This is a genomic window from Euzebyella marina, from assembly GCF_003687485.1.
GTDB lineage: Bacteria > Bacteroidota > Bacteroidia > Flavobacteriales > Flavobacteriaceae > Euzebyella > Euzebyella marina.
The window spans coordinates 3026937-3046001 of the sequence record NZ_CP032050.1 but is presented as its reverse complement, the minus strand read 5'-3'; the positions used below and the strand labels follow the sequence as shown (position 1 = coordinate 3046001).

Below are 19065 nucleotides of genomic sequence, written 5' to 3'. Positions count from 1 at the left end.
AACTGGTCTTCTGGTTGCTGCCTTTTTTCTGTAAACAAATAATTGAGGTAGTGCATATTTGATGGGCAGTAATATATTTTTTATCATCGAAAGATGAGTATTCTATTTTCGCGATGTGTTACAGTAGCTATTTTCGGAAATTTTAAAACTTGCAAGCTTTGTGGAGGTAGTCGATGGACTTTGAAGGGAGATTAAACAAGTCCTCAAGACTTATTTCTTGTATCCCATAATGCAGCTAATCCATGAGATTGTTTTTGAAAATAAAAGCCCCGGCTAAGGGGCTTCTACATGACTAAGTGTTAGTTGATAGTTAGCCATTAATACTGTTGCTGCCCACAAGGGTGCGGTTTCTTACATTTTTTAAGGCCATAGTCATTTCAGGTATTACGAGAAAGGGTACATGGGAAGAGAACACTTCTTTTTCTACCTGTGGTTCAGAGGTGACGACATCCATATAACTGTTCCGGAAATTTAATAATGCCAAAAGGTGAATGTTCAGTTCACGGTTAAAATGCCGTAAGGTTCTTGAAACCGTGTTGATTTGTGAAATGGTATGAATGTAATGTTCGCGTTCACCAAAGTATTTTCTGAGCATTCCTAGATTAAACTGCTCCAATTCGTTCAATGGCCGTAGTTCGTGTTGCAGATGAACGACACGCACGGTAGCTTTAAAGGTATCGACCATTTCTAACAAGGGTGTCAATTCGGCGCGGGTATAGAATTTATCGAAATTAGTATAGAACGAAATTTCGTTGGGTACTTCAAAAGTAGCATTCGACGGTACGGCCAATATGGGGCAATGGCGAATATACTTCAGAAGTTTGACCGTATTTTTACCCATGAAAACATAGTCTTCGTTTGAAATGCCTTTGGCACCCATTACTATTAGGTCGATTTGCTCTTTTTCGACCAGATACCGAACCTCATCGCCGAGTAAGCTGAATGATGAATAGGTCTCAAAATAGTGTCGGGCGTTCGGGTACTCATTTTCAATTTTAGACAATAGACTTTTGAGCTGTCTTTCTGAATAGTCGGCAGACGTTTGAACAGAGGAGGCATTTGACTTGTTCTCGGCAATGAAACGAGAACTCACGATAGCGGGGGTGTAAGTGTTTAAGAGATGAAAAACGCACTCTTCGTTTTGATACAATCGCAATGCATAAAGGGTAGCCAGCCAAGCATTTTCTGAAAAATCGGTAGGTATCAAGATTTGTTTCATAAAATAAATGTCAAAGTGAACGTTGATAAAGGTAGAAATGTCAGTAGGCTGAATCTATGACATTTATCATCTTTTAAAAGATGGCGTGGCACAACCTTTGTCCGGTCAACAATTGGTTGTTTTAAATAGTTTAATCATTAAAATTCATTAGATTATGAAGAATAAACCTGTCAAAGTTTCATTGATTGGCAAATCGGCCGACAATACCTACCAGATTCAATTTCCTAATCTAAAGGTTCCAGTAAACGTAAATGAAGACCTGTACCGAAGAATGAAACACAGTTCTAGGTATGAATTTGTCAATTCTGGAATCAACAAGAAGTATAAAAATTATGCTTAAAGTATTGGGGCCGTTTCGGTAATTGTCGGGGCGGCCCTAAAAACCTTGTACCAGTTCTTGAAGACCCTTTTCGTCGGCAATCTTAATTCGCTTGCCCGATGTTTCTAAATAACCTTTTTTCTTGAATTCTGAAATGATTCGAATACAAGATTCAGTGGCCGTTCCTACAACACTTGAGATGTCTTCTCGCGAAAGGGTCAGGGCCAAAAAGCCTTCTTTGTCGACCCCAAAGTTCTGTTGAAGGTATAAAAAGGCTTCGGCAATTCGTTGCTTTACCGTTTTTTGGCTCATATTCACGATTACGTCATCGGCCTCTTTCAGGTCATGGGCCATATGGCGCAATACCTCAACGGCATATTCAGGATTTTTCTGTAACGTATTTAAAATGTTTTCTTTGGGTACAAAGCAGATTTCCATATCGTTGACGGCTACTGCACTTAAATTGGTGTGTTCGCCGGCAATGACCGAACGCTGACCGATAACCGCACCCTTGGTGGCCAATTTCACTACTTGGTCTTTACCGTTGGTGCTTAGTTTCGAGAGTTTCGAAACGCCATCGCGAACACAAAACACACCATCCAGTTTTTGTCCCTCTTCAAAAAGAGGTTCCCCTTTTTTTACTTTTTTGAAAACCTTTGCATCAGAAACTTTTTTAAGTTCCTCTTTGCTCATGGCCCGTAGCGAATTGAATTGCCGTACAATGCAATTTTCACATCTGCTTTCCATTATTTACTTTTTTATACCTGACCTTACAAAGGTAACTCCCCTAATTTAGCTAAAACCTGACAAAAATCATATTCCTTCTTTTTTGTTGATCAGAACTTTGCAGGGTATAAGCAAAGTGTATGAAAACTGTTGATTGTTACCATTGTGGCAACGACTGTGGTAAATCGTCTCTTCATTACGATGAGAAATGGTTCTGTTGTCATGGGTGTAAGATGGTCTACGAAATATTTTCTGAGAACGACCTTGGGTATTATTACGAACTTCAGGCGGCTGCCGGTGCCACTCCGTTGGAGCAAGAAGGTAAGTATGACTTTCTAGACCAACCGGAAATAGCCGATAAGTTGTTGGAATTCAACGATGGCAACCTACAGATTGTTCAATTGTACATACCTCATATTCATTGCAGCTCATGCATTTGGGTACTTGAAAATTTGAATAGACTTCATCAAGGCGTTTCTTCTTGTCAAGTCGACTTTCCCAAGAAATCCGTTAGGGTCACTTTTAACCCAGAAAAATTGAAGTTGAAGCAATTGGTACAGCTGTTGAACAGAATCGGATACGAACCCCAAATCACTCTGGCCGATATCGAAAAAAGACCTAAGTCAGTCGGTCGAGGTTTGATTTACAAACTCGGTATTGCCGGTTTTGCATTTGGCAATGTCATGTTCTTGAGTTTCCCCGATTATTTTGATTTAAGTGCGAATAGAGAGGCAGGAGGCGAATTTTGGCTTAACGAATACGAATCGCTTTTCAGGTGGATTATGTTCGCGTTCTCTTTGCCGGTAGTATTTTATTCGGCTCGCGATTATTTTACATCTGCCTTTAAAGGTCTGCGAAGTAGGTTGCTCAATATTGATGTGCCCATCGCTTTGGGAATTCTCGTTCTTTTCATCAGAAGTACCCTTGACATTTCGCTTGATCGGGGACCAGGTTTTTTTGATTCCCTCACGGGGTTGGTATTTTTTCTTTTGTTGGGGAGGTTTTTTCAGCAGAAAACCTATTCCTTCCTTTCGTTTGAGCGAGACTATAAATCGTACTTTCCTATTGCGGTTACAAGGTTGAACGATGCTGAAAACGAAGAAATAGTTCAGGTTTATGATGTGAAGCGTGGCGACCGACTGTTGATTAGAAATGAGGAATTGATACCTGCGGATGCCATTCTTTTGAAAGGTAACGCCCATATCGATTATAGTTTCGTTACCGGGGAGGCTGAACCGGTCTATAAAAAAGTGGGGGAGAAGGTCTTTGCTGGTGGAAAGCAATTAAGCGGAGCCATAGAGGTTGAAATTACAAAGCCCGTATCCCAAAGCTACTTGACCCAGCTTTGGGGCAATTCTGTATTCGGAAGCGAAAAATCAAGTCGATTTCAAACCCTTACCGATGGCATCGGAAAACGCTTCACCATCGCCGTTCTAGGTATTGCCTTTCTTGCTTCCCTGTTTTGGTTGGTATATCGACCTGAACTGGCATTAAACGTATTTACGGCGGTATTGATTATCGCTTGCCCGTGTGCCGTAGCCCTAGCGGCACCTTTCACCTTAGGAAATTTGCTTCGCATTTTTGGTAGAAGAAAATTCTATCTGAAAAATACCCACACGATTGAGCAATTGGCCCAAATCGATACAGCTATTTTTGACAAGACCGGAACCATTACTACAGCTGCCAAAACTGTGGCAGCCTACCAAGGTATGCCGCTTACCCCGGAGGAAGAATCTTTGCTCAAAAGTACCTTGCGTTCTTCGAATCACCCCCTTAGCCGCAGTCTCTATGAAATGTTGTCGCAGCATGATATCATGACCTTAGATGAGTTTGAAGAACATACCGGAAAGGGAATTTCCGCCCAGGAAGGGGCATCTTCAATGAAAATTGGTTCGGCCCATTATGTAGGTAGAAGTGGAAATGAAGAGGATAATAAGACGTCGGTACATATTCAATCGAACGATGAGTATAAGGGGCGCTTTGTTTTCAATACCCAATACAGAGACGGTGCTTCAGGGCTGTTTACAGAAATGGCCGATTACATGCAGTTGGCCATTCTATCCGGAGATAATGATGGGGAGAAAGCGAGGTTGCAAGAACTATTGCCTTTGACTACACCAATGTTTTTCAATCAAAAACCTGTAGATAAGCTGCAATTTATTGAAGACCTCCAAAAACATGGAAAAAAAGTTTTGATGGTAGGTGACGGGCTCAACGATGCCGGCGCTTTGGCCCAAGCAAATGTGGGTTTGGTCATTTCCGAGAATATCAATGTCTTTTCTCCCGCCTGCGATGCCATCTTAGATGCTTCAAAATTCACGAGACTATACGATTATATCAAAGCTTCCAAAAAGGCCTTGAAGATTATAAAACTCAGCTTTTTGTTGTCTCTCTTCTACAACCTCATCGGACTTTATTTTGCGGTCACAGGCCAACTAGAGCCTGTCATCGCCGCCATTTTAATGCCTTTAAGTTCTATTAGTATTGTGGCCTTTACCACCATTGCTACCAATATCATCGGGCGCAAGTTGAAATAATTTTAAAACCTGATGAATATCATATTTAATGGGTTTTACCCACAGTAGTTTTACATCAAATTAAAGAAAGCATGAGTGTCATCTATGTGTTATTGGCCATAAGTATTACGGTTGCCATACTATTCTTTTTAGCCTTTATTCTATCGGTTAAAAGTGGGCAGTATGATGACTCATATACGCCCTCGGTGCGAATGCTGTTTGAAGATGAAGTTGTAAAGCCGGTCTCAAAATCAAAAAGTGAGAAACAAAATAAACCTATCGAACTAAATAAATGATTATGGAAGTACAGCAATTTTATTATGATAACAAGATTGTTAAGAAGTTCCTTTATGCGACCATGGTTTGGGGCATCGTGGGTATGTCGGTTGGTCTCTTATTGGCCTTCATGTTCATGTTCCCCAACCTGACGGACGGTATTTCTTGGTTGAGTTTTGGTCGTCTAAGGCCATTACATACCAATGCCGTTATTTTTGCTTTTGTAGGCAATGCTATATTCGCTGGGGTCTATTATTCTACCCAGCGTTTGTTAAAGGCCCGAATGTTCAGCGATTTCTTGAGCAATTTTAATTTTTGGGGGTGGCAGGCCATTATTGTGGCAGCAGCCATTACCCTACCTTTAGGCTATACTACTTCTAAGGAGTATGCCGAATTAGAATGGCCTATTGATATTGCTATTGCCGTTGTGTGGGTGGCTTTTGGAGCCAACCTTATAGGTACTTTGTTCAAGAGACGCCAACGCCATTTATATGTTGCCATTTGGTTCTACTTGGCTACATTCGTCACGGTGGCAGTACTACATATTTTTAATAGTCTGGAGCTGCCTGTTAGTGCATTAAAAAGTTACTCGGTATATGCCGGGGTTCAAGATGCCTTGGTGCAATGGTGGTATGGCCATAATGCCGTGGCCTTTTTCTTGACCACACCGTTTTTGGGGCTTATGTACTACTTTATTCCAAAAGCAGCTAATAGGCCTATATACTCATATCGTCTGTCGATAGTACATTTCTGGTCATTGATCTTTATTTATATATGGGCCGGCCCGCACCACCTTTTGTATTCCTCGCTGCCCGATTGGGCACAGAACCTGGGGGTCGCTTTTTCGGTTATGCTTATCGCACCTTCTTGGGGAGGTATGATTAACGGACTTTTGACCTTGCGAGGGGCTTGGGACAAGGTTAGAACCGACCCTGTTTTAAAGTTCATGGTGGTAGCGATTACCGGATATGGCATGGCCACTTTCGAAGGTCCGATGTTATCCCTTAAAAACGTCAACGCCATTGCTCACTTCAGTGACTGGATTATTGCACACGTACATGTAGGCGCTTTGGCATGGAACGGCTTTCTCACCTTTGGTATGGTGTACTGGTTGGTTCCGAAAATGACCAAGACGCAACTGTATTCAAAAGGTCTGGCCAACTTTCATTTTTGGATCGGAACCTTAGGTATAGTGCTATACGCCCTGCCTATGTACGTGGCCGGGTTCACCCAAGCTTTGATGTGGAAAGACTTTAACCCCGATGGCACCTTGGTTTATGGTAATTTTTTGGAAACCGTAAACGAGATTATGCCCATGTACTGGATGCGAGCCATAGGTGGAAGCTTATACATAGTCGGTGCCTGTATAATGATATATAACGTGGTGGTTACCATCAAAAAGGGTAGTAAGGTCGAGGATGAGTTAGCCGAGGCACCTGCTCTTACGAGGGTGTCTAAACGAAGAACAGCTGGGGAAACCTTACATACCTGGTTGGAACGTAAGCCTATTCAGTTAACCATATTAGCCACTATAGCCATTCTGATTGGTGGCATTGTACAGATTGTGCCAACTATTTTGGTGAAATCGAATATTCCGACCATTACGAGTGTAAAACCGTACACTCCATTGGAACTGGAGGGTCGAGATCTTTACATACGTGAAGGTTGTGTCGGATGTCACTCTCAAATGATTCGCCCTTTTAGAAGCGAGGTCGAGCGATATGGCGAGTATGCCAAGGCAGGAGAATTTGTTTATGACCATCCGTTTCTTTGGGGAAGTAAACGTACCGGTCCCGACCTTTTGAGGGTCGGGGGCAAGTATTCCGATAATTGGCACCTCAATCATATGTACGACCCCCAAAGTACCTCATCTGGGTCGATTATGCCAGCCTACCAATGGTTGGTGCGAAACGAACATGATCGTAGCGGGGTTCAAGATAAAATGAAGGCCATGATTTCACTTGGGGTACCCTATACTGAAGATGATATTAATAATGCCAATTCTTCTATGGAAGCGCAAGCGAAAGGCATTGAAGAAAACCTTTATTCCGACCCAGATTTTGCCAAATCATATGAGGCGGATAAAAAGTATGCCAATGACAACGGAGAACCCTTCATTGAAATGAAAGATCGTGAAATAGTAGCCCTTATTGCCTATTTACAACGATTAGGCACCGACATAAAGGTGAAGGAAACTGAAGAATTACTATCTAAAAACCAATAACCATGTTGAAGTTTGTTAAAGGCCATATGGAAAGTATTGAGGGTATTGCCACTTACCCGATGATTTCATTGCTCATATTCTTTGTCTTTTTCGCCTTGCTTTTTTGGTGGGTCTTCACGGCCTCAAAAAGATACGTACGCGAAATGAGTGAATTACCATTAGATGAAAACAACCAATAAAAACGGAATTATGAAAAATAATTGGTGGATTAAAATACCGGTTGCCTTCTTTTTGATTTTGGGTCTCACGGAGTACTTTGTTGATTCTGGTGAAATGCCCGCGTTCTTATCGAACAAGATGGTTCAGGCTTTCTTGGTTTTTGTACTATTACTCCTGATAGCCATCGCTTTGATAATCAATGCTATTGAAAATGTAATGTATCAAACACTTTCAGAAGAGGCCAAAGAACGATACCTATTGTCTAAAAATACCCAATGGCAGTGGCAATGGGGCAAAAAGACGTATAAAAAGCTTTTGGGCTCAAGGCCGATTGAAGAAGAAAGTGAAATTATTCTCGACCATAATTATGATGGTATTCAAGAACTCGATAACAATCTACCACCGTGGTGGGTCTATATGTTCTATGCGACTATCGTCTTCGGTATTATTTATTTGGTCCGCTTTCACATTTTTAATGACTATGATCAAGAAGAAGAGTTTTTGACCGAAATGAGTATGGCCGCTAAAGAAGTAGAAGAGTATAAGAAAAACGCCAAAGATTTGGTAGATGCCAATACGGTTACCTTATTGACCGATGCCAGTGACCTGAGCGCTGGGAAGGCCATTTTCGAAAGTAATTGTATAGCCTGTCACATGACGGATGGAGGCGGGGGTATTGGCCCTAACCTGACCGACCGGCACTGGATTCTTGGAGGTGGAATCAAAAATGTCTTTAACACCATTTCTGAAGGGGGTAGAGATGGTAAAGGTATGATTGCCTGGAAACAGACCCTAAAGCCGGCGGAAATTGCACAAGTGGCCAGTTACGTACTCGGCTTTCAGGGTACGGCCCCCGCTAATCCGAAGGATCCTGAAGGCGATATCTGGGATGAACCGGAAAGTGCCGAATAATCAAGACTTCAATTATTTTGACCGAAAAGGGTTAGTTAGAACCATGTCTCAAGATCAAGAACATTTTCGCGATAGTATTGGTACCATCAATGATGAAGGTAAAAGGGCATGGGTATTCCCAAAGAAACCTAGCGGAAAGTTTTACCGATACCGCAAGTATGTCAGCTATCTGCTACTAACCACATTGGTGGCAGGGCCGTTCTTGAAAATCAATGGTAATCAATTCTTCATGTTCAATGTATTGGAAAGGCGCTTTAATATTTTCGGATTTCCGTTTTGGCCCCAAGATTTTCATCTAGTCGTTATTTCAATGATTATCGGGGTCATTTTTGTGGCTCTGTTTACGGTTGCCTACGGCCGTATTTTCTGTGGATGGATGTGCCCTCAGACTATTTTCATGGAAATGGTCTTTAGAAGAATCGAATATTGGATCGAGGGAGACCGAGGAGCGCAAATAAAGTTAGACCGTCAACCGTGGAATGCTGAAAAAGTGCAAAAGAGAGTTTTAAAATGGATTCTTTTTTTCATTATCTCCTTTGTGATAGCCAACGTATTCTTGGCCTATCTAATCGGAAGTGACCGTTTGCTGAGGTATATCTCTGAAGGGCCTTTTGATCATTTGAGCACCATGCTATCCCTCCTAATATTTACAGGTGTCTTTTACTTTGTTTTCGCTTGGTTTCGCGAGCAGGTCTGCATAATCGCGTGCCCCTATGGGCGTATGCAAGGGGTTCTTCTCGATGAAAAATCGGTAGTGGTGGCCTATGATCATAAACGTGGTGAGGCTGAAAAAGGGAGAAAGAAATTTAGAAAAAATGAAGATAGAAAGTCTCTAGGTTTTGGTGATTGTATCGATTGCTTTCAATGTGTTAATGTCTGCCCTACTGGAATTGATATTCGCAACGGTACCCAACTTGAATGTGTGAACTGTACGGCTTGTATTGATGAATGCGATACCATTATGGAAAAAGTGAATTTGCCCAAAGGTCTTATTCGCTATGCCAGTGAAGCCAATATTGAAAAAAAAGAAAAGTTCAGGTTTACACCAAGGCTAAAAGGCTATACGGCGGTATTGACCATTTTAACAGGCATTCTCTTGGGCATGTTGTTCTTGAGAAACGATGTAGAGGCCAACATACTTAGATTGCCAGGTCAGCTTTACGAGCATAAAGAGAATAATATAATTAGTAATGTCTATACCTATAAACTGGTAAACAAGACGATTGAAGATATCGATAATGTAGGCTTTAAACTAATTTCTCATAAAGGAAAAATCAATTTGGTCAGTAATAACAAGTTTACCGTTCCCGCCCAAGATTTGGCCGAAGGTACATTGTTCATTGAAATCGATCAAGCTGCTATAAAAAGTGATAAGGAAAAAATAAAAATAGGGGTCTATAGTGGTGACCAATTAATAGAAACAACCTCTACCGCCTTTTTAGGCCCTAGAAGTTATAAATAAACAATTATGAAAATCAATTGGGGAACATCGATAGTACTGGCATTTACTGTATTTATTGCCTTTATACTCTTTTTCGTTATTCGAATGAGCGTTGACCATCGGGCAGACCATGATTTGGTTACCGAAGAATACTATAGGCACGAACTTGCCTATCAGCATGAAATAGATGCCGAGAAGAATGCCAAGAATGGCAAGCAACTATCGATTGAAAAAACGGAAGAAGGACTTTTAATAGCCTTCCCAAAAGAAATACATCCTCAAGAAATAAAAGGAAGAGTGTCCCTTTACAGGCCATCCGACAAGCATCTGGACTTTGACCTCGATTTACGTCTGTCCAACAATTATTTGCTTATACCTGACAACCGTTTGTTGGGTGGCCGTTGGGACATTAAGGTATTCTGGTCTTACGAAGGCCAAGATTATTTACAAAAAGAAAATTTAGTTTATTAAAATGCTCTATTCGGCTATCATTTTAGGGTTAATGGGCAGTTTGCACTGCATCGGTATGTGCGGCCCCATAGCCTTTATGTTGCCAGTTGATAGAAATAAAGGTCTGAAGAGGCTTTTGCAAATAGCGATTTATCATGTGGGGCGTCTTTTATCCTACGGTCTTTTGGGGTTACTGTTTGGTTGGTTAGGAAGAGGACTTTACGTTTTTGGCTTACAGCAAAAACTATCGATCGCTACAGGTTTGCTAATGATTCTTTTGGTATTGCTTCCTTCAAAAATCTTAGACAAGTATAGTTTATCAAAACCGATATATAGGTCGATTTCCAAAATAAAATCACGATTGGGCAAAGAATTGAAAAAGAAAACACCGGATACTTTTTTGACCATTGGGTTTTTAAACGGGTTATTGCCCTGCGGCCTTGTTTACATGTCATTATTTGCTTCGATAGCTATGGGAAACCCCGGTCAAGGAGCCTTGTACATGGTTCTGTTTGGCTTGGGCACCGTACCTTTAATGACCGGAGTAGTTTATTTTAGCGGGTTGATAAGAGGAGAGCGTAGATTGAAAGTTCAAAAATTGATTCCCGTATTTGTGATTTTAGTAGCTTGTCTTTTCATTCTTCGAGGTCTTGGTTTGGGCATACCCTACGTTTCTCCTGCACCGGTACATCAAATAGCCGCCACTTCTACCATAGAGTGCCATAATTGATTCAAATTTAAGTTGGTGCCTATTGTGGATTAAAAGGTAACTTAAGGCTTCATTTCAATTATCTTTGCATTTTTTCTACCAAAGCATAGATACAATTTGATAATGATAGCTTTAGAGAAACAACTCAAAAACCCTGTTTGGCATTCCTTAAATGAAACCCACAAAAAATTTGCGGTTGAAATAAACGGGGTACGTTTTTACAACCCTGAAGTTTGCCCTTTTGGTTCTTTTGAAGATGTGGGGAAAACTGTTGTAGCTTCCAATGAATATGTAAAAGGAACCGATGAATTTTTCTATGTTTCTGAAAATCAAATTCCTTTGGTAGACGATACGAAAGTAGCGCTCGTTAAAAAAATAGACGGTTGCCAGATGGTACTGAACCAATTGGCAAATGTTGAAATCACGGAGAAAATCTTTCCCCTGGCAAAAGAAATGATGGATGAGATCTATGATTTGGTTTGGATGGTGATGCCGGGCTATTACAGAAAAAGAACCTATGAAATGGGTAAGTACTTCGGTATTTTCAGAGATGGTAAATTGGTGTCAGTTACCGGGCAGCGTATGCAGACCGATCAATTTATTGAAGTAAGCGCCGTAGTAACCCACCCCAATTATACCCGACAGGGCTTAGCGAAGCAATTGATCGCTCATACGACCAAGGAGATTCTAAAAGACGGAAAAACCCCGATTTTACATACGAACAAGGGCAATTTGGCTATTTCATTATATGAAAAATTAGGTTTTGAACTAACGAGGGACATGAACTGGTGGTTGTATCGAAAATTATAAATTAAAACCATTTGTAAGCACTCCACTTTAAGAACCAGTAGCCCCGTGTAAATAAAATACTTATTCCTTCCCTCTGTATTTTCCAGTGATATCTGTTATGCGGATGATGTAGACAATTGGAGGTTCTGCACCGGTGAGTTTGCTCGAGAAATCACTTATAAATTTTGCTTCCCCATTCTTTTTTTGATTGATGACCATTTTGACACCTTCGGAAAACTTATGAAGGTATTTTTTGGCATCACTTCCTTTTAATTCTTCAAATTTGCCCTGTATCAACACAGACTGCCAATGTTGCACATCTTTAATATCGTCTACTTGAAGCGAAACCGAAGGAAAACGCCTCATAGATTCTATTTTATGACCCACGTAGGAGTAACTGATGATACACTTATCTTCTGCATCATGAAAATAAGTGATGGGTATAACGCAAGGGCTCTTTCCGGAAATAAAGCCCAATCGCCCGATATAGTTGTCGCCAAGTAGTTCAAGGCAGCCTGATATTTCTAAATTTTCAATCATCTCTTTTACTTTTTAATTTACGGAATATTTCAAATCGGATATTTCTGTTTTTCTATTCTATTTAAAAATGTTGGTCGAACGTGTTTGCCAACTTATACCGTCATCGAAAATAGGCGATTGGTAGGTTTGTCTCTTTGTAAATAAAGGTCAAATGCCATACACACATTTCTGACATAGGGTCGACCTTTTTCTGTTATAACAATTCTATTTTTCCCAATATTGACCAATCCATCTTTTTCCATTTCTTCTAACTTTTGGGCGGCGGGTTGCATCAATCCGTTATCTTCCCTGGTCCAGCTGGTTTCTAAGCGACACATTAGGTTCAAGATATGTTGGCGAATGCTTTGGTCTTCATCCGTTAATATGTGACCACGAAATATGGGGATTACCTCATTATCGACCAAGTGTTGATACTCTTCAATGCTCTTGACATTTTGAGCAAAACCGTACCAACTATCACTAATACTTGATACGCCAAGGCCTATCATTAACTGGGTCGTGGCATCGGTATACCCCATGAAATTACGATGTAAAGAACCACTTTTAACCGATTGATAAAGACTGTCGCTGGGTAGAGCAAAATGATCCATGCCTATTTCATAATAGCCATGTTGTTGTAAAAGCGACTTACCCACCTCGTATTGTTCACGTTTTTCATCGGCAGTAGGTAAATCTTCCTCTTTATAGCCTCGTTGACCATTACCCTTAAGCCAAGGGGTGTGGGCATAGCTGTAAAATGCCAAACGGTCGGGCCTAAGCAAGTTAGTTTTATTGACTGTTTCAATAACATCATTTTTTGATTGATGTGGTAGGCCAAAAATAATATCGTGACCGATAGACGTGTAACCGATTTGTCTGGCCCATTCGGTAACCCGTTTTACATTTTCAAAAGGTTGAATGCGATGAATGGCTCTCTGAACTTTCAGGTTATAATCTTGAACGCCAAAACTGACCCTTCTAAAACCTAGTTCAAAAAGGGTTTCTAATTGTTCGTAGGTAGTATTGTTGGGGTGGCCTTCAAAGCTGAATTCATAATCTATTGCTTTGTGTGCTTTACGAAAGATTCCTTTGACGAGCATTTGTAAATTTTCAGAAGAAAAAAATGTGGGGGTGCCACCACCCAGATGTAATTGTTTAATGATGGGTTTCTTACCAAATAGATTACAATAAAGTTGCCACTCTTTTAAAACGGATTGAATATAGGGTACTTCAACTTCATGCCTTTTGGTTATTCGCTTATGGCATCCGCAGAAAGTACATAGGCTTTCGCAGAATGGTAAATGTATATACAGGCTTATACCTTCTTCACTACTTTCTTTAAAGCTCTGTTGTACCGAAAGGTTCCACTTTTTACCTGAAAATTCTTTTATATTCCAAAAGGGTACGGTTGGGTAACTCGTGTAACGGGGCCCCGCTACATTATATTTTTGAATAAGTTGGCACATATGAACGTTTTAGGGCAAACTTAAATGTATCGGTATCTAAAAAATATGACAAATGTCAGTCGAGGTTATGTTTTCTATCATCTATTTCCTTTTAGGGCAAAGCCAAAAAACTATAAGTTTCAGATAAGAATTAGGCAGTTTTTTACTGGGCTTCTTTCGTATCTTTCGCGTTTATTATGACAATTGCTGAGATATTGGCAAAAATCAAATGAATTTTATGAGACTTAATTACGCAGTAATTCTGCTTTTTATCACCCATTTTTGTCTTCTGGGTCAAAAACCTAATGATGTAACAGGCAAGTTTTATATTCCTCCGATGGAGAAAGTAGGGGAAGGGGCCCTCTTAAAACGAGAGTTCATCTACCCCTTAGACCAGAGACCGGAGGCCAGCGCCCACGCTTCGACCATTGTTGAGACCCCTTCAGGTATGGTTGCTGCTTTTTTCGCCGGTCCGCATGAGAATCACCCCGATGTAGGCATTCGGGTTTCACATTTAAAAGATGGTAAGTGGACATGGCCGGTGGAGGTGGCTAACGGTTTTCATAATGATACGTTGCGGTATGCCACGTGGAATCCTGTACTATTTCAACCAAAAGAAGGTCCTCTCTATCTTTTTTATAAGGAAGGCCCCAACCCTCGTGACTGGTGGGGTATGATGAAGTATTCTACCGACGATGGTTATACCTGGTCTTATGGTGAGAAGATTGGAGAAGACGAGAAAGTAGGTCATTTATTGGGTCCCGTAAAGAACAAATCGTTTCAATTGGCAGACGGAAGTATTTTGCACCCATCTAGCAGTGAAAGAATTGAAGGTGATGAGACTTTTTGGAAAATACATTTTGAAAAATCGGACGCCAAGATGAAAAATTGGGAGGTAATTGGTCCTATTCATGACGGAGTTACTTTTGATGCCATACAACCTAGTATTATGCAATTAGCTGATGGTAGACTGATGGTGTTGGCGAGAACCCGGCAGGGGGTTTTGGCCCAATCATGGTCGAGCGACAATGGTAAAACATGGAGCGATGTCAAAAGCATCAATTTGCCGAATCCGAATTCCGGAACCGATGCCGTAACCTTACAAGATGGTCGACAACTGCTGATATATAATCATAAAGTGCGCACCAAGGAGAATAGGGGTAGGGACTTATTAAATTTAGCCATTTCAGATGATGGTATTAAATGGATACCCGTTATGACTATCGAAAATGAAGAATCAGAGCACGGTTACGCCTATCCGGCAATAATACAGTCGAAAGATGGTTTAGTGCATGCTACTTATACCTTTAATCGGGAATCTGTGAAATATTTGGTGATTGACCCTAAAAAGTTGGTGGACTAATAAAAAGGTAGGATTTTAATAGTTACCCTATTTGATAATTTGAAAAGCTCTTTCAGCCTGGTTGTTTTCCCACTTTAGTTCGTTGTTGTACCAAACTTTTGTGACGATTTCAGTGGACCCGGATTTTTCTATCTGAGATTTGATGATATCTGATTCGGACTCTGAGAATTGAATTTTCGTCTCCGAAATATGATTTTCTACCATGTTCGTGCTAGGAAAAACTATAAGTTCAACGCCACCGTCTGTTTCCACCGTATTTAATCCTTTGGGATAATCTAAGTTTCCCTCGTAATATCTTTCCCATACGCCATTAATATTATGGTATACGGTAAGTTCTGAAAGTTTGTACCCATTAGCTACTTCAAACAAATTTTCTCCTTCTGCGTTGAGGTATTTGATGGTAATGGCAGTATCGATAAAGGTACAGCAATCTTTTTCATCATTGGAGCAGCCTAAAAGTAGCATGACAAGGCTTAAAGTGAACAAGAATCCTTTCATATGTAGTAAGAATGGCAGTTATAATGCTCTATCGTACTTAAAGATAATTAAATGATTCTTATGGCATGCATTTGATTGGCTATAATTAAGATAGAACTGAAAAGCATAATCAAAAAAGTAGTCGCTAAATGAAATTTCCGACTAAGATTAAACATCTTACCAATTTTGTAAACCAAAAAGAAGAGGAGAAGGCTAACGATTGCAGGGAGGGTGAAAGTTCCTAGATTAAAAAACTCACTAATTCTACCTTCGTCGTTGGCATTGATGAGATTCATAAAACCCGCTAGAGCCCGCATATAAAAAGCGCTGAAAAGAAAAAGGTAAAGATGTTTATTCCAACCCTTACTGCTCAGGATAAAATAAAAGCAAAAACCTTGTATAATGGTTATTAAAGGCCCAGCAGCTGAAACCAGTATTCGATGTACTTCAGTTGGGGAGGCGACGTCTTCAAATGAGGTGCCATTTAGATACAACGCACTTTGGTAGCCCAAAGAAACGCTTGTCAACCAATGCGCAAATTCGTGCAAAAGCCAAGTGGAAAGTACGGCTGCCATAGCCATAACGATATAAGGTAAATCGACTTTTTGATGGTTCATTTTTTCTGCGGAAGTATAACGTCGTTTGTGAGAAGTTGCAAAGAGAACTCGCTTGAATAATTAATATAAAAGATTTGTATTGTAATTGAAAGGAATGTTACAGCTTAAAGTAAAACTTTAAGAATTAAGATAAGAGAATTATCTTTAGATTAAGGTATTTAATAAATTGATAATAAGCATATTGAAATTAATATAACTATTGTGTATTTTCTAATACTCTTTCCAATCGGTCAAAATTATCTTCGTTTTTCGGAAGTGCGAATTTTCTAATTTTAGCACATTCTTCTGGTGTATTAAAAACCATTCGAAAAGAAATGTTGGTTTTTGTTTCACTCAGTTTTTCGAAGCCAACTTCCATGTCAAAATAAGGTTGGGTGATGCGTCTCCAAGAAACTAATTTTTGAGGTATCACAATTTTAAACGCGGAAGTATTTCGATAATTACCAACTTCAGGTCCGTGCATGGTCAAATCCCACTTTCCACCTGGTCGCAAATCAAACTCGTGAATAGTATTGCTAAATCCATTTGGTCCCCACCAGTTTTTTAAATGGTCAGGGTTCTCGAAAGCCAGATATACTTTCTCAACAGAATAATTCAGTATCCGCGAGCTAAAAATTTCATTATCTGTTGGTTTCATAGCCACAAACTACTTTTGAAATGACACACCAAATTGGCTATTCGATTGTTTTATAGCTCTTCGCAGCTAAAATTAATAATTTGGTCGCTTCGCTTAGATATTTAATTACTACCCATTATCCATCCCTTATATATCTCTTTCTGTAAATAAGTGGGGTTATCAACGGGAACAATTTTATAGGTCTTCTCGTTTTCGCCTACTTTTTTAAGTTCTAAACCAGCAAAACCAAGATAAACCTTATAATCTAATGGTTTAGTAGTATATACATACTCGAAAATTGATGTCAGTTTAGTGCCCGCAATATTTTCACATGCTTGTTGAAACTCAGCATCGGTAAAACCACGGTTCAAATTTTTATAATATTCCCAATACAAATAACGCATTACATCATCAAGCGATTTTTTATTTTGGGTAGCATTTCTAATGGCAAAGTCTAATAGCAATCCAACTATAGGACCCTTTTGGTAGTAAGAAATGGTTTTTCCCTTTTCGGGGCCTTGGTTGCCGAACGGACCATCGCTCCATGTTTGAAAGCTTGATTGTACTAGAGATTGAAATGCTTTTCCCGGATTGTTTTCAAAGTGATTGATGTGCCTTTCAAAATTGCGGAGCAACGTTTTATCATCAGATATTTGTGCGCGATTCACAACCAGATACTCATAATAAACGGTTAACCCCTCACTCACCCATAGCATTGTAGTTTTACTGCCCTCATCGTAGTCAAAAGGACCCAGCTCAAAGGGACGAATACGTTTCACATTGTAATGATGAAAATATTCATGAGCCAAAAAATTGAGCACCTTCATAAGGTGGTCCTCATTGTTCAATTGATTACCATCGAAACTAATTGTGGTATTGTTTAAATGCTCAATACCGCCTTGTCCGGGGCCGATACCTATAAATGTATAATTCTTATAAGGTATATCACCAATAACATTCACTGATGACTGTACGATACGGCGAAGCTTTTCGACGAATGAATTTCTGTCGAAATTACCAAGTTTATAGCCCAAAAAGCGATGTTCTATTCCATTCACGTAAAAGGAAGTTAGGGAATCTAAGTTGCCCAAAAGAATTGGGGAATCGTAAAGTATATCAAAATTTGGTGATTGAAAAGTACTTTTGGTATTCTCCGATTCTGGAAGCCCAGTAGCAATCGACGTCCATATTTTGTTGTTGTTTATTCGAACAGTAGCGGGGTAGTCTAGGTATCCATCGACATACATGAAAGAATTTGTAGGTATGATGTATGCACGTTCAATATCAACATAGCTATTGGCTACAAATTCTTTGTGGGTCTGAACTTGATAGGAAATACTTATTGATTTGTTTGTCGCATTTACGACCTGCCATGAATTATCCGAGTTTTTTACAACTGGTATTGTTTCCCCACCGGAAAGAGTGGCAGAGATATTTTTAACATCTTCGGAATAGTTCATAAACTGATAGTAGCCCGGCATCCAATTTGGCATTTTGAGCAGAATCGTATCTTTTTCTACGTCAGATATATCAAATTGTATCTCATAATTATGAGATTCAGGCCTTTCGACAGAAATCGTAAATTTAAAGGTGGGTTTCGACTGTAATTGTGCTGTTGAGTATAGGGCGAAAAAGAAAAAGAACATGAGAATAGCATGTCCTTTAGTCCAATTAAATTGTTTTGGCAATCTTTTAAAATGCATTATGAATGGTTTCTCTTTAAACCGACAAGATACACCATAATTTAACGCTCTAGCAATTGGTCTAGGTTTTCTAAAGCCATTGTAAAGCCTTCTTTAAAGCCCATTTCTATCATGGTTTGAATATCTTCCAATTTATCATGGTGTAAAGTCATATTCACCAATGTTCGCCCGTCTTTGGCAGAAAATTTATTGTTCCATAACGACCTTGGTTTTGTCGTGTTACTATTTCCATTTTGGTCGCAAAAAGCGTCAAGCCATGATAGCTCTTCATTCATTTCTATCTTTTTATAATCGGCCTTGCACCATGTTTTTTCACCTTCAGGACTGACCATGGCGTACAACCAAGTACCACCTTCAATTAACTCTAGAGATTTAGTTTCTACATGGTACGGTTTAGGAGCCCACCATTGATCTAACAGTTCTGAGGTAGTCCATGCTTTCCAAACCAAGGGTAAATCGGTGTCGAACTCCCTTTTGATTTCAATGGTATTGTTTTCTTCGTCGACTTTAAAGTCAAAAAGCAAATTAGTTTTCATTTTAATGAGTTTTTAGATTAATGAAGAATTTTTTTATGAAGCTATTTGA

General features: G+C 39.8%; 20 protein-coding genes. 11 read left to right on the top strand and 9 right to left on the bottom strand.

Translation table 11 applies throughout. The annotated features are described in order from the left end of the window. Positions 1-310: 310 nt before the first annotated feature. A complete protein-coding gene (locus D1013_RS13105) occupies positions 311-1219 on the bottom strand; it encodes a universal stress protein (protein ID WP_121849262.1) in 909 nt (302 codons plus the stop codon). A gap of 154 nt (positions 1220-1373) precedes the next feature. On the opposite strand from D1013_RS13105, the gene D1013_RS13100 reads away from it, so the two are divergent. Continuing rightward, entirely contained in the window at positions 1374-1559 is a 186-nt protein-coding gene (locus tag D1013_RS13100) for a hypothetical protein (protein WP_121849261.1), read from the top strand. Between the two features lie 36 nt (positions 1560-1595). On the opposite strand, the gene D1013_RS13095 is transcribed toward D1013_RS13100, so the two are convergent. Further along, a complete protein-coding gene (locus D1013_RS13095) occupies positions 1596-2285 on the bottom strand; it encodes a Crp/Fnr family transcriptional regulator (RefSeq protein WP_121849260.1) in 690 nt (229 codons plus the stop codon). Positions 2286-2404: 119 nt separating this feature from the next. On the opposite strand from D1013_RS13095, the gene D1013_RS13090 reads away from it, so the two are divergent. From D1013_RS13090 to D1013_RS13050, 9 genes are all read left to right on the top strand, one after another. Continuing rightward, entirely contained in the window at positions 2405-4801 is a 2397-nt protein-coding gene (locus D1013_RS13090; RefSeq protein WP_121849259.1) for a heavy metal translocating P-type ATPase, read from the top strand. A gap of 71 nt (positions 4802-4872) precedes the next feature. Next, positions 4873-5076 carry a cbb3-type cytochrome oxidase assembly protein CcoS gene (gene ccoS, locus D1013_RS13085; RefSeq protein WP_121849258.1) on the top strand — a complete coding sequence of 68 codons (204 nt, stop codon included), beginning with the start codon at positions 4873-4875 and terminating at the stop codon, positions 5074-5076. Positions 5077-5078: 2 nt separating this feature from the next. Then, positions 5079-7280, top strand: a complete 2202-nt coding sequence (gene ccoN / locus D1013_RS13080; RefSeq protein WP_121850728.1) for a cytochrome-c oxidase, cbb3-type subunit I — start codon at positions 5079-5081, stop codon at positions 7278-7280. A 2-nt stretch (positions 7281-7282) separates the two neighbouring features. Continuing rightward, positions 7283-7459, top strand: a complete 177-nt coding sequence (locus D1013_RS13075) for a CcoQ/FixQ family Cbb3-type cytochrome c oxidase assembly chaperone (protein WP_121849257.1) — start codon at positions 7283-7285, stop codon at positions 7457-7459. Positions 7460-7469: 10 nt separating this feature from the next. Next, positions 7470-8351 carry a cbb3-type cytochrome c oxidase N-terminal domain-containing protein gene (locus D1013_RS13070; protein ID WP_121850727.1) on the top strand — a complete coding sequence of 294 codons (882 nt, stop codon included), beginning with the start codon at positions 7470-7472 and terminating at the stop codon, positions 8349-8351. A 43-nt stretch (positions 8352-8394) separates the two neighbouring features. After that, positions 8395-9813 (top strand): cytochrome c oxidase accessory protein CcoG, encoded by a 1419-nt coding sequence (gene ccoG, locus D1013_RS13065; protein WP_121849256.1) that lies wholly within the window; start codon positions 8395-8397, stop codon positions 9811-9813. Positions 9814-9819: 6 nt separating this feature from the next. Further along, positions 9820-10263, top strand: a complete 444-nt coding sequence (locus D1013_RS13060) for a FixH family protein (RefSeq protein ID WP_121849255.1) — start codon at positions 9820-9822, stop codon at positions 10261-10263. Between the two features lies 1 nt (position 10264). Continuing rightward, complete coding sequence (locus D1013_RS13055; RefSeq protein WP_121849254.1) at positions 10265-10972, top strand: sulfite exporter TauE/SafE family protein; 708 nt, start codon at positions 10265-10267, stop codon at positions 10970-10972. Positions 10973-11074: 102 nt separating this feature from the next. Beyond that, positions 11075-11761: a GNAT family N-acetyltransferase gene (locus D1013_RS13050; protein WP_121849253.1), complete on the top strand. Its 687-nt coding sequence runs from the start codon at positions 11075-11077 to the stop codon at positions 11759-11761. A 60-nt stretch (positions 11762-11821) separates the two neighbouring features. Here D1013_RS13050 and D1013_RS13045 read toward each other — a convergent pair whose 3' ends face one another. Both D1013_RS13045 and hemN read right to left on the bottom strand, forming a co-directional pair. Then, a complete protein-coding gene (locus D1013_RS13045; RefSeq protein ID WP_121849252.1) occupies positions 11822-12280 on the bottom strand; it encodes a pyridoxamine 5'-phosphate oxidase family protein in 459 nt (152 codons plus the stop codon). 92 nt (positions 12281-12372) lie between these two features. Further along, positions 12373-13725, bottom strand: a complete 1353-nt coding sequence (hemN, locus tag D1013_RS13040) for an oxygen-independent coproporphyrinogen III oxidase (RefSeq protein WP_121849251.1) — start codon at positions 13723-13725, stop codon at positions 12373-12375. 217 nt (positions 13726-13942) lie between these two features. Here hemN and D1013_RS13035 point away from each other — a divergent pair, with 217 nt between their 5' ends. Continuing rightward, positions 13943-15067, top strand: a complete 1125-nt coding sequence (locus D1013_RS13035; protein WP_205601247.1) for a sialidase family protein — start codon at positions 13943-13945, stop codon at positions 15065-15067. 27 nt (positions 15068-15094) lie between these two features. On the opposite strand, the gene D1013_RS13030 is transcribed toward D1013_RS13035, so the two are convergent. From D1013_RS13030 to D1013_RS13010, 5 genes are all read right to left on the bottom strand, one after another. Continuing rightward, complete coding sequence (locus tag D1013_RS13030; protein WP_162987902.1) at positions 15095-15565, bottom strand: hypothetical protein; 471 nt, start codon at positions 15563-15565, stop codon at positions 15095-15097. A 47-nt stretch (positions 15566-15612) separates the two neighbouring features. Then, a complete protein-coding gene (locus tag D1013_RS13025; protein WP_121849248.1) occupies positions 15613-16161 on the bottom strand; it encodes a hypothetical protein in 549 nt (182 codons plus the stop codon). Between the two features lie 196 nt (positions 16162-16357). Next, the gene (locus D1013_RS13020; protein ID WP_121849247.1) at positions 16358-16798 is read right to left on the bottom strand and encodes an SRPBCC domain-containing protein; all 441 of its coding nucleotides are present in this window, start codon (positions 16796-16798) and stop codon (positions 16358-16360) included. Positions 16799-16899: 101 nt separating this feature from the next. Next, a complete protein-coding gene (locus tag D1013_RS13015) occupies positions 16900-18480 on the bottom strand; it encodes a M61 family metallopeptidase (RefSeq protein ID WP_121849246.1) in 1581 nt (526 codons plus the stop codon). A 41-nt stretch (positions 18481-18521) separates the two neighbouring features. Continuing rightward, positions 18522-19016: an SRPBCC family protein gene (locus D1013_RS13010; protein ID WP_121849245.1), complete on the bottom strand. Its 495-nt coding sequence runs from the start codon at positions 19014-19016 to the stop codon at positions 18522-18524. Positions 19017-19065 lie beyond the last annotated feature (49 nt).

Coding starts and splice junctions, on each gene's coding strand:
- D1013_RS13105 (WP_121849262.1), bottom strand. CDS start 1,219: ATGAAACAAATCTTGATACCTACCGATTTTTCAGAAAATGCTTGGCTG.
- D1013_RS13100 (WP_121849261.1), top strand. CDS start 1,374: ATGAAGAATAAACCTGTCAAAGTTTCATTGATTGGCAAATCGGCCGAC.
- D1013_RS13095 (WP_121849260.1), bottom strand. CDS start 2,285: ATGGAAAGCAGATGTGAAAATTGCATTGTACGGCAATTCAATTCGCTA.
- D1013_RS13090 (WP_121849259.1), top strand. CDS start 2,405: ATGAAAACTGTTGATTGTTACCATTGTGGCAACGACTGTGGTAAATCG.
- ccoS (WP_121849258.1), top strand. CDS start 4,873: ATGAGTGTCATCTATGTGTTATTGGCCATAAGTATTACGGTTGCCATA.
- ccoN (WP_121850728.1), top strand. CDS start 5,079: ATGGAAGTACAGCAATTTTATTATGATAACAAGATTGTTAAGAAGTTC.
- D1013_RS13075 (WP_121849257.1), top strand. CDS start 7,283: ATGTTGAAGTTTGTTAAAGGCCATATGGAAAGTATTGAGGGTATTGCC.
- D1013_RS13070 (WP_121850727.1), top strand. CDS start 7,470: ATGAAAAATAATTGGTGGATTAAAATACCGGTTGCCTTCTTTTTGATT.
- ccoG (WP_121849256.1), top strand. CDS start 8,395: ATGTCTCAAGATCAAGAACATTTTCGCGATAGTATTGGTACCATCAAT.
- D1013_RS13060 (WP_121849255.1), top strand. CDS start 9,820: ATGAAAATCAATTGGGGAACATCGATAGTACTGGCATTTACTGTATTT.
- D1013_RS13055 (WP_121849254.1), top strand. CDS start 10,265: ATGCTCTATTCGGCTATCATTTTAGGGTTAATGGGCAGTTTGCACTGC.
- D1013_RS13050 (WP_121849253.1), top strand. CDS start 11,075: ATGATAGCTTTAGAGAAACAACTCAAAAACCCTGTTTGGCATTCCTTA.
- D1013_RS13045 (WP_121849252.1), bottom strand. CDS start 12,280: ATGATTGAAAATTTAGAAATATCAGGCTGCCTTGAACTACTTGGCGAC.
- hemN (WP_121849251.1), bottom strand. CDS start 13,725: ATGTGCCAACTTATTCAAAAATATAATGTAGCGGGGCCCCGTTACACG.
- D1013_RS13035 (WP_205601247.1), top strand. CDS start 13,943: ATGAGACTTAATTACGCAGTAATTCTGCTTTTTATCACCCATTTTTGT.
- D1013_RS13030 (WP_162987902.1), bottom strand. CDS start 15,565: ATGAAAGGATTCTTGTTCACTTTAAGCCTTGTCATGCTACTTTTAGGC.
- D1013_RS13025 (WP_121849248.1), bottom strand. CDS start 16,161: ATGAACCATCAAAAAGTCGATTTACCTTATATCGTTATGGCTATGGCA.
- D1013_RS13020 (WP_121849247.1), bottom strand. CDS start 16,798: ATGAAACCAACAGATAATGAAATTTTTAGCTCGCGGATACTGAATTAT.
- D1013_RS13015 (WP_121849246.1), bottom strand. CDS start 18,480: ATGCATTTTAAAAGATTGCCAAAACAATTTAATTGGACTAAAGGACAT.
- D1013_RS13010 (WP_121849245.1), bottom strand. CDS start 19,016: ATGAAAACTAATTTGCTTTTTGACTTTAAAGTCGACGAAGAAAACAAT.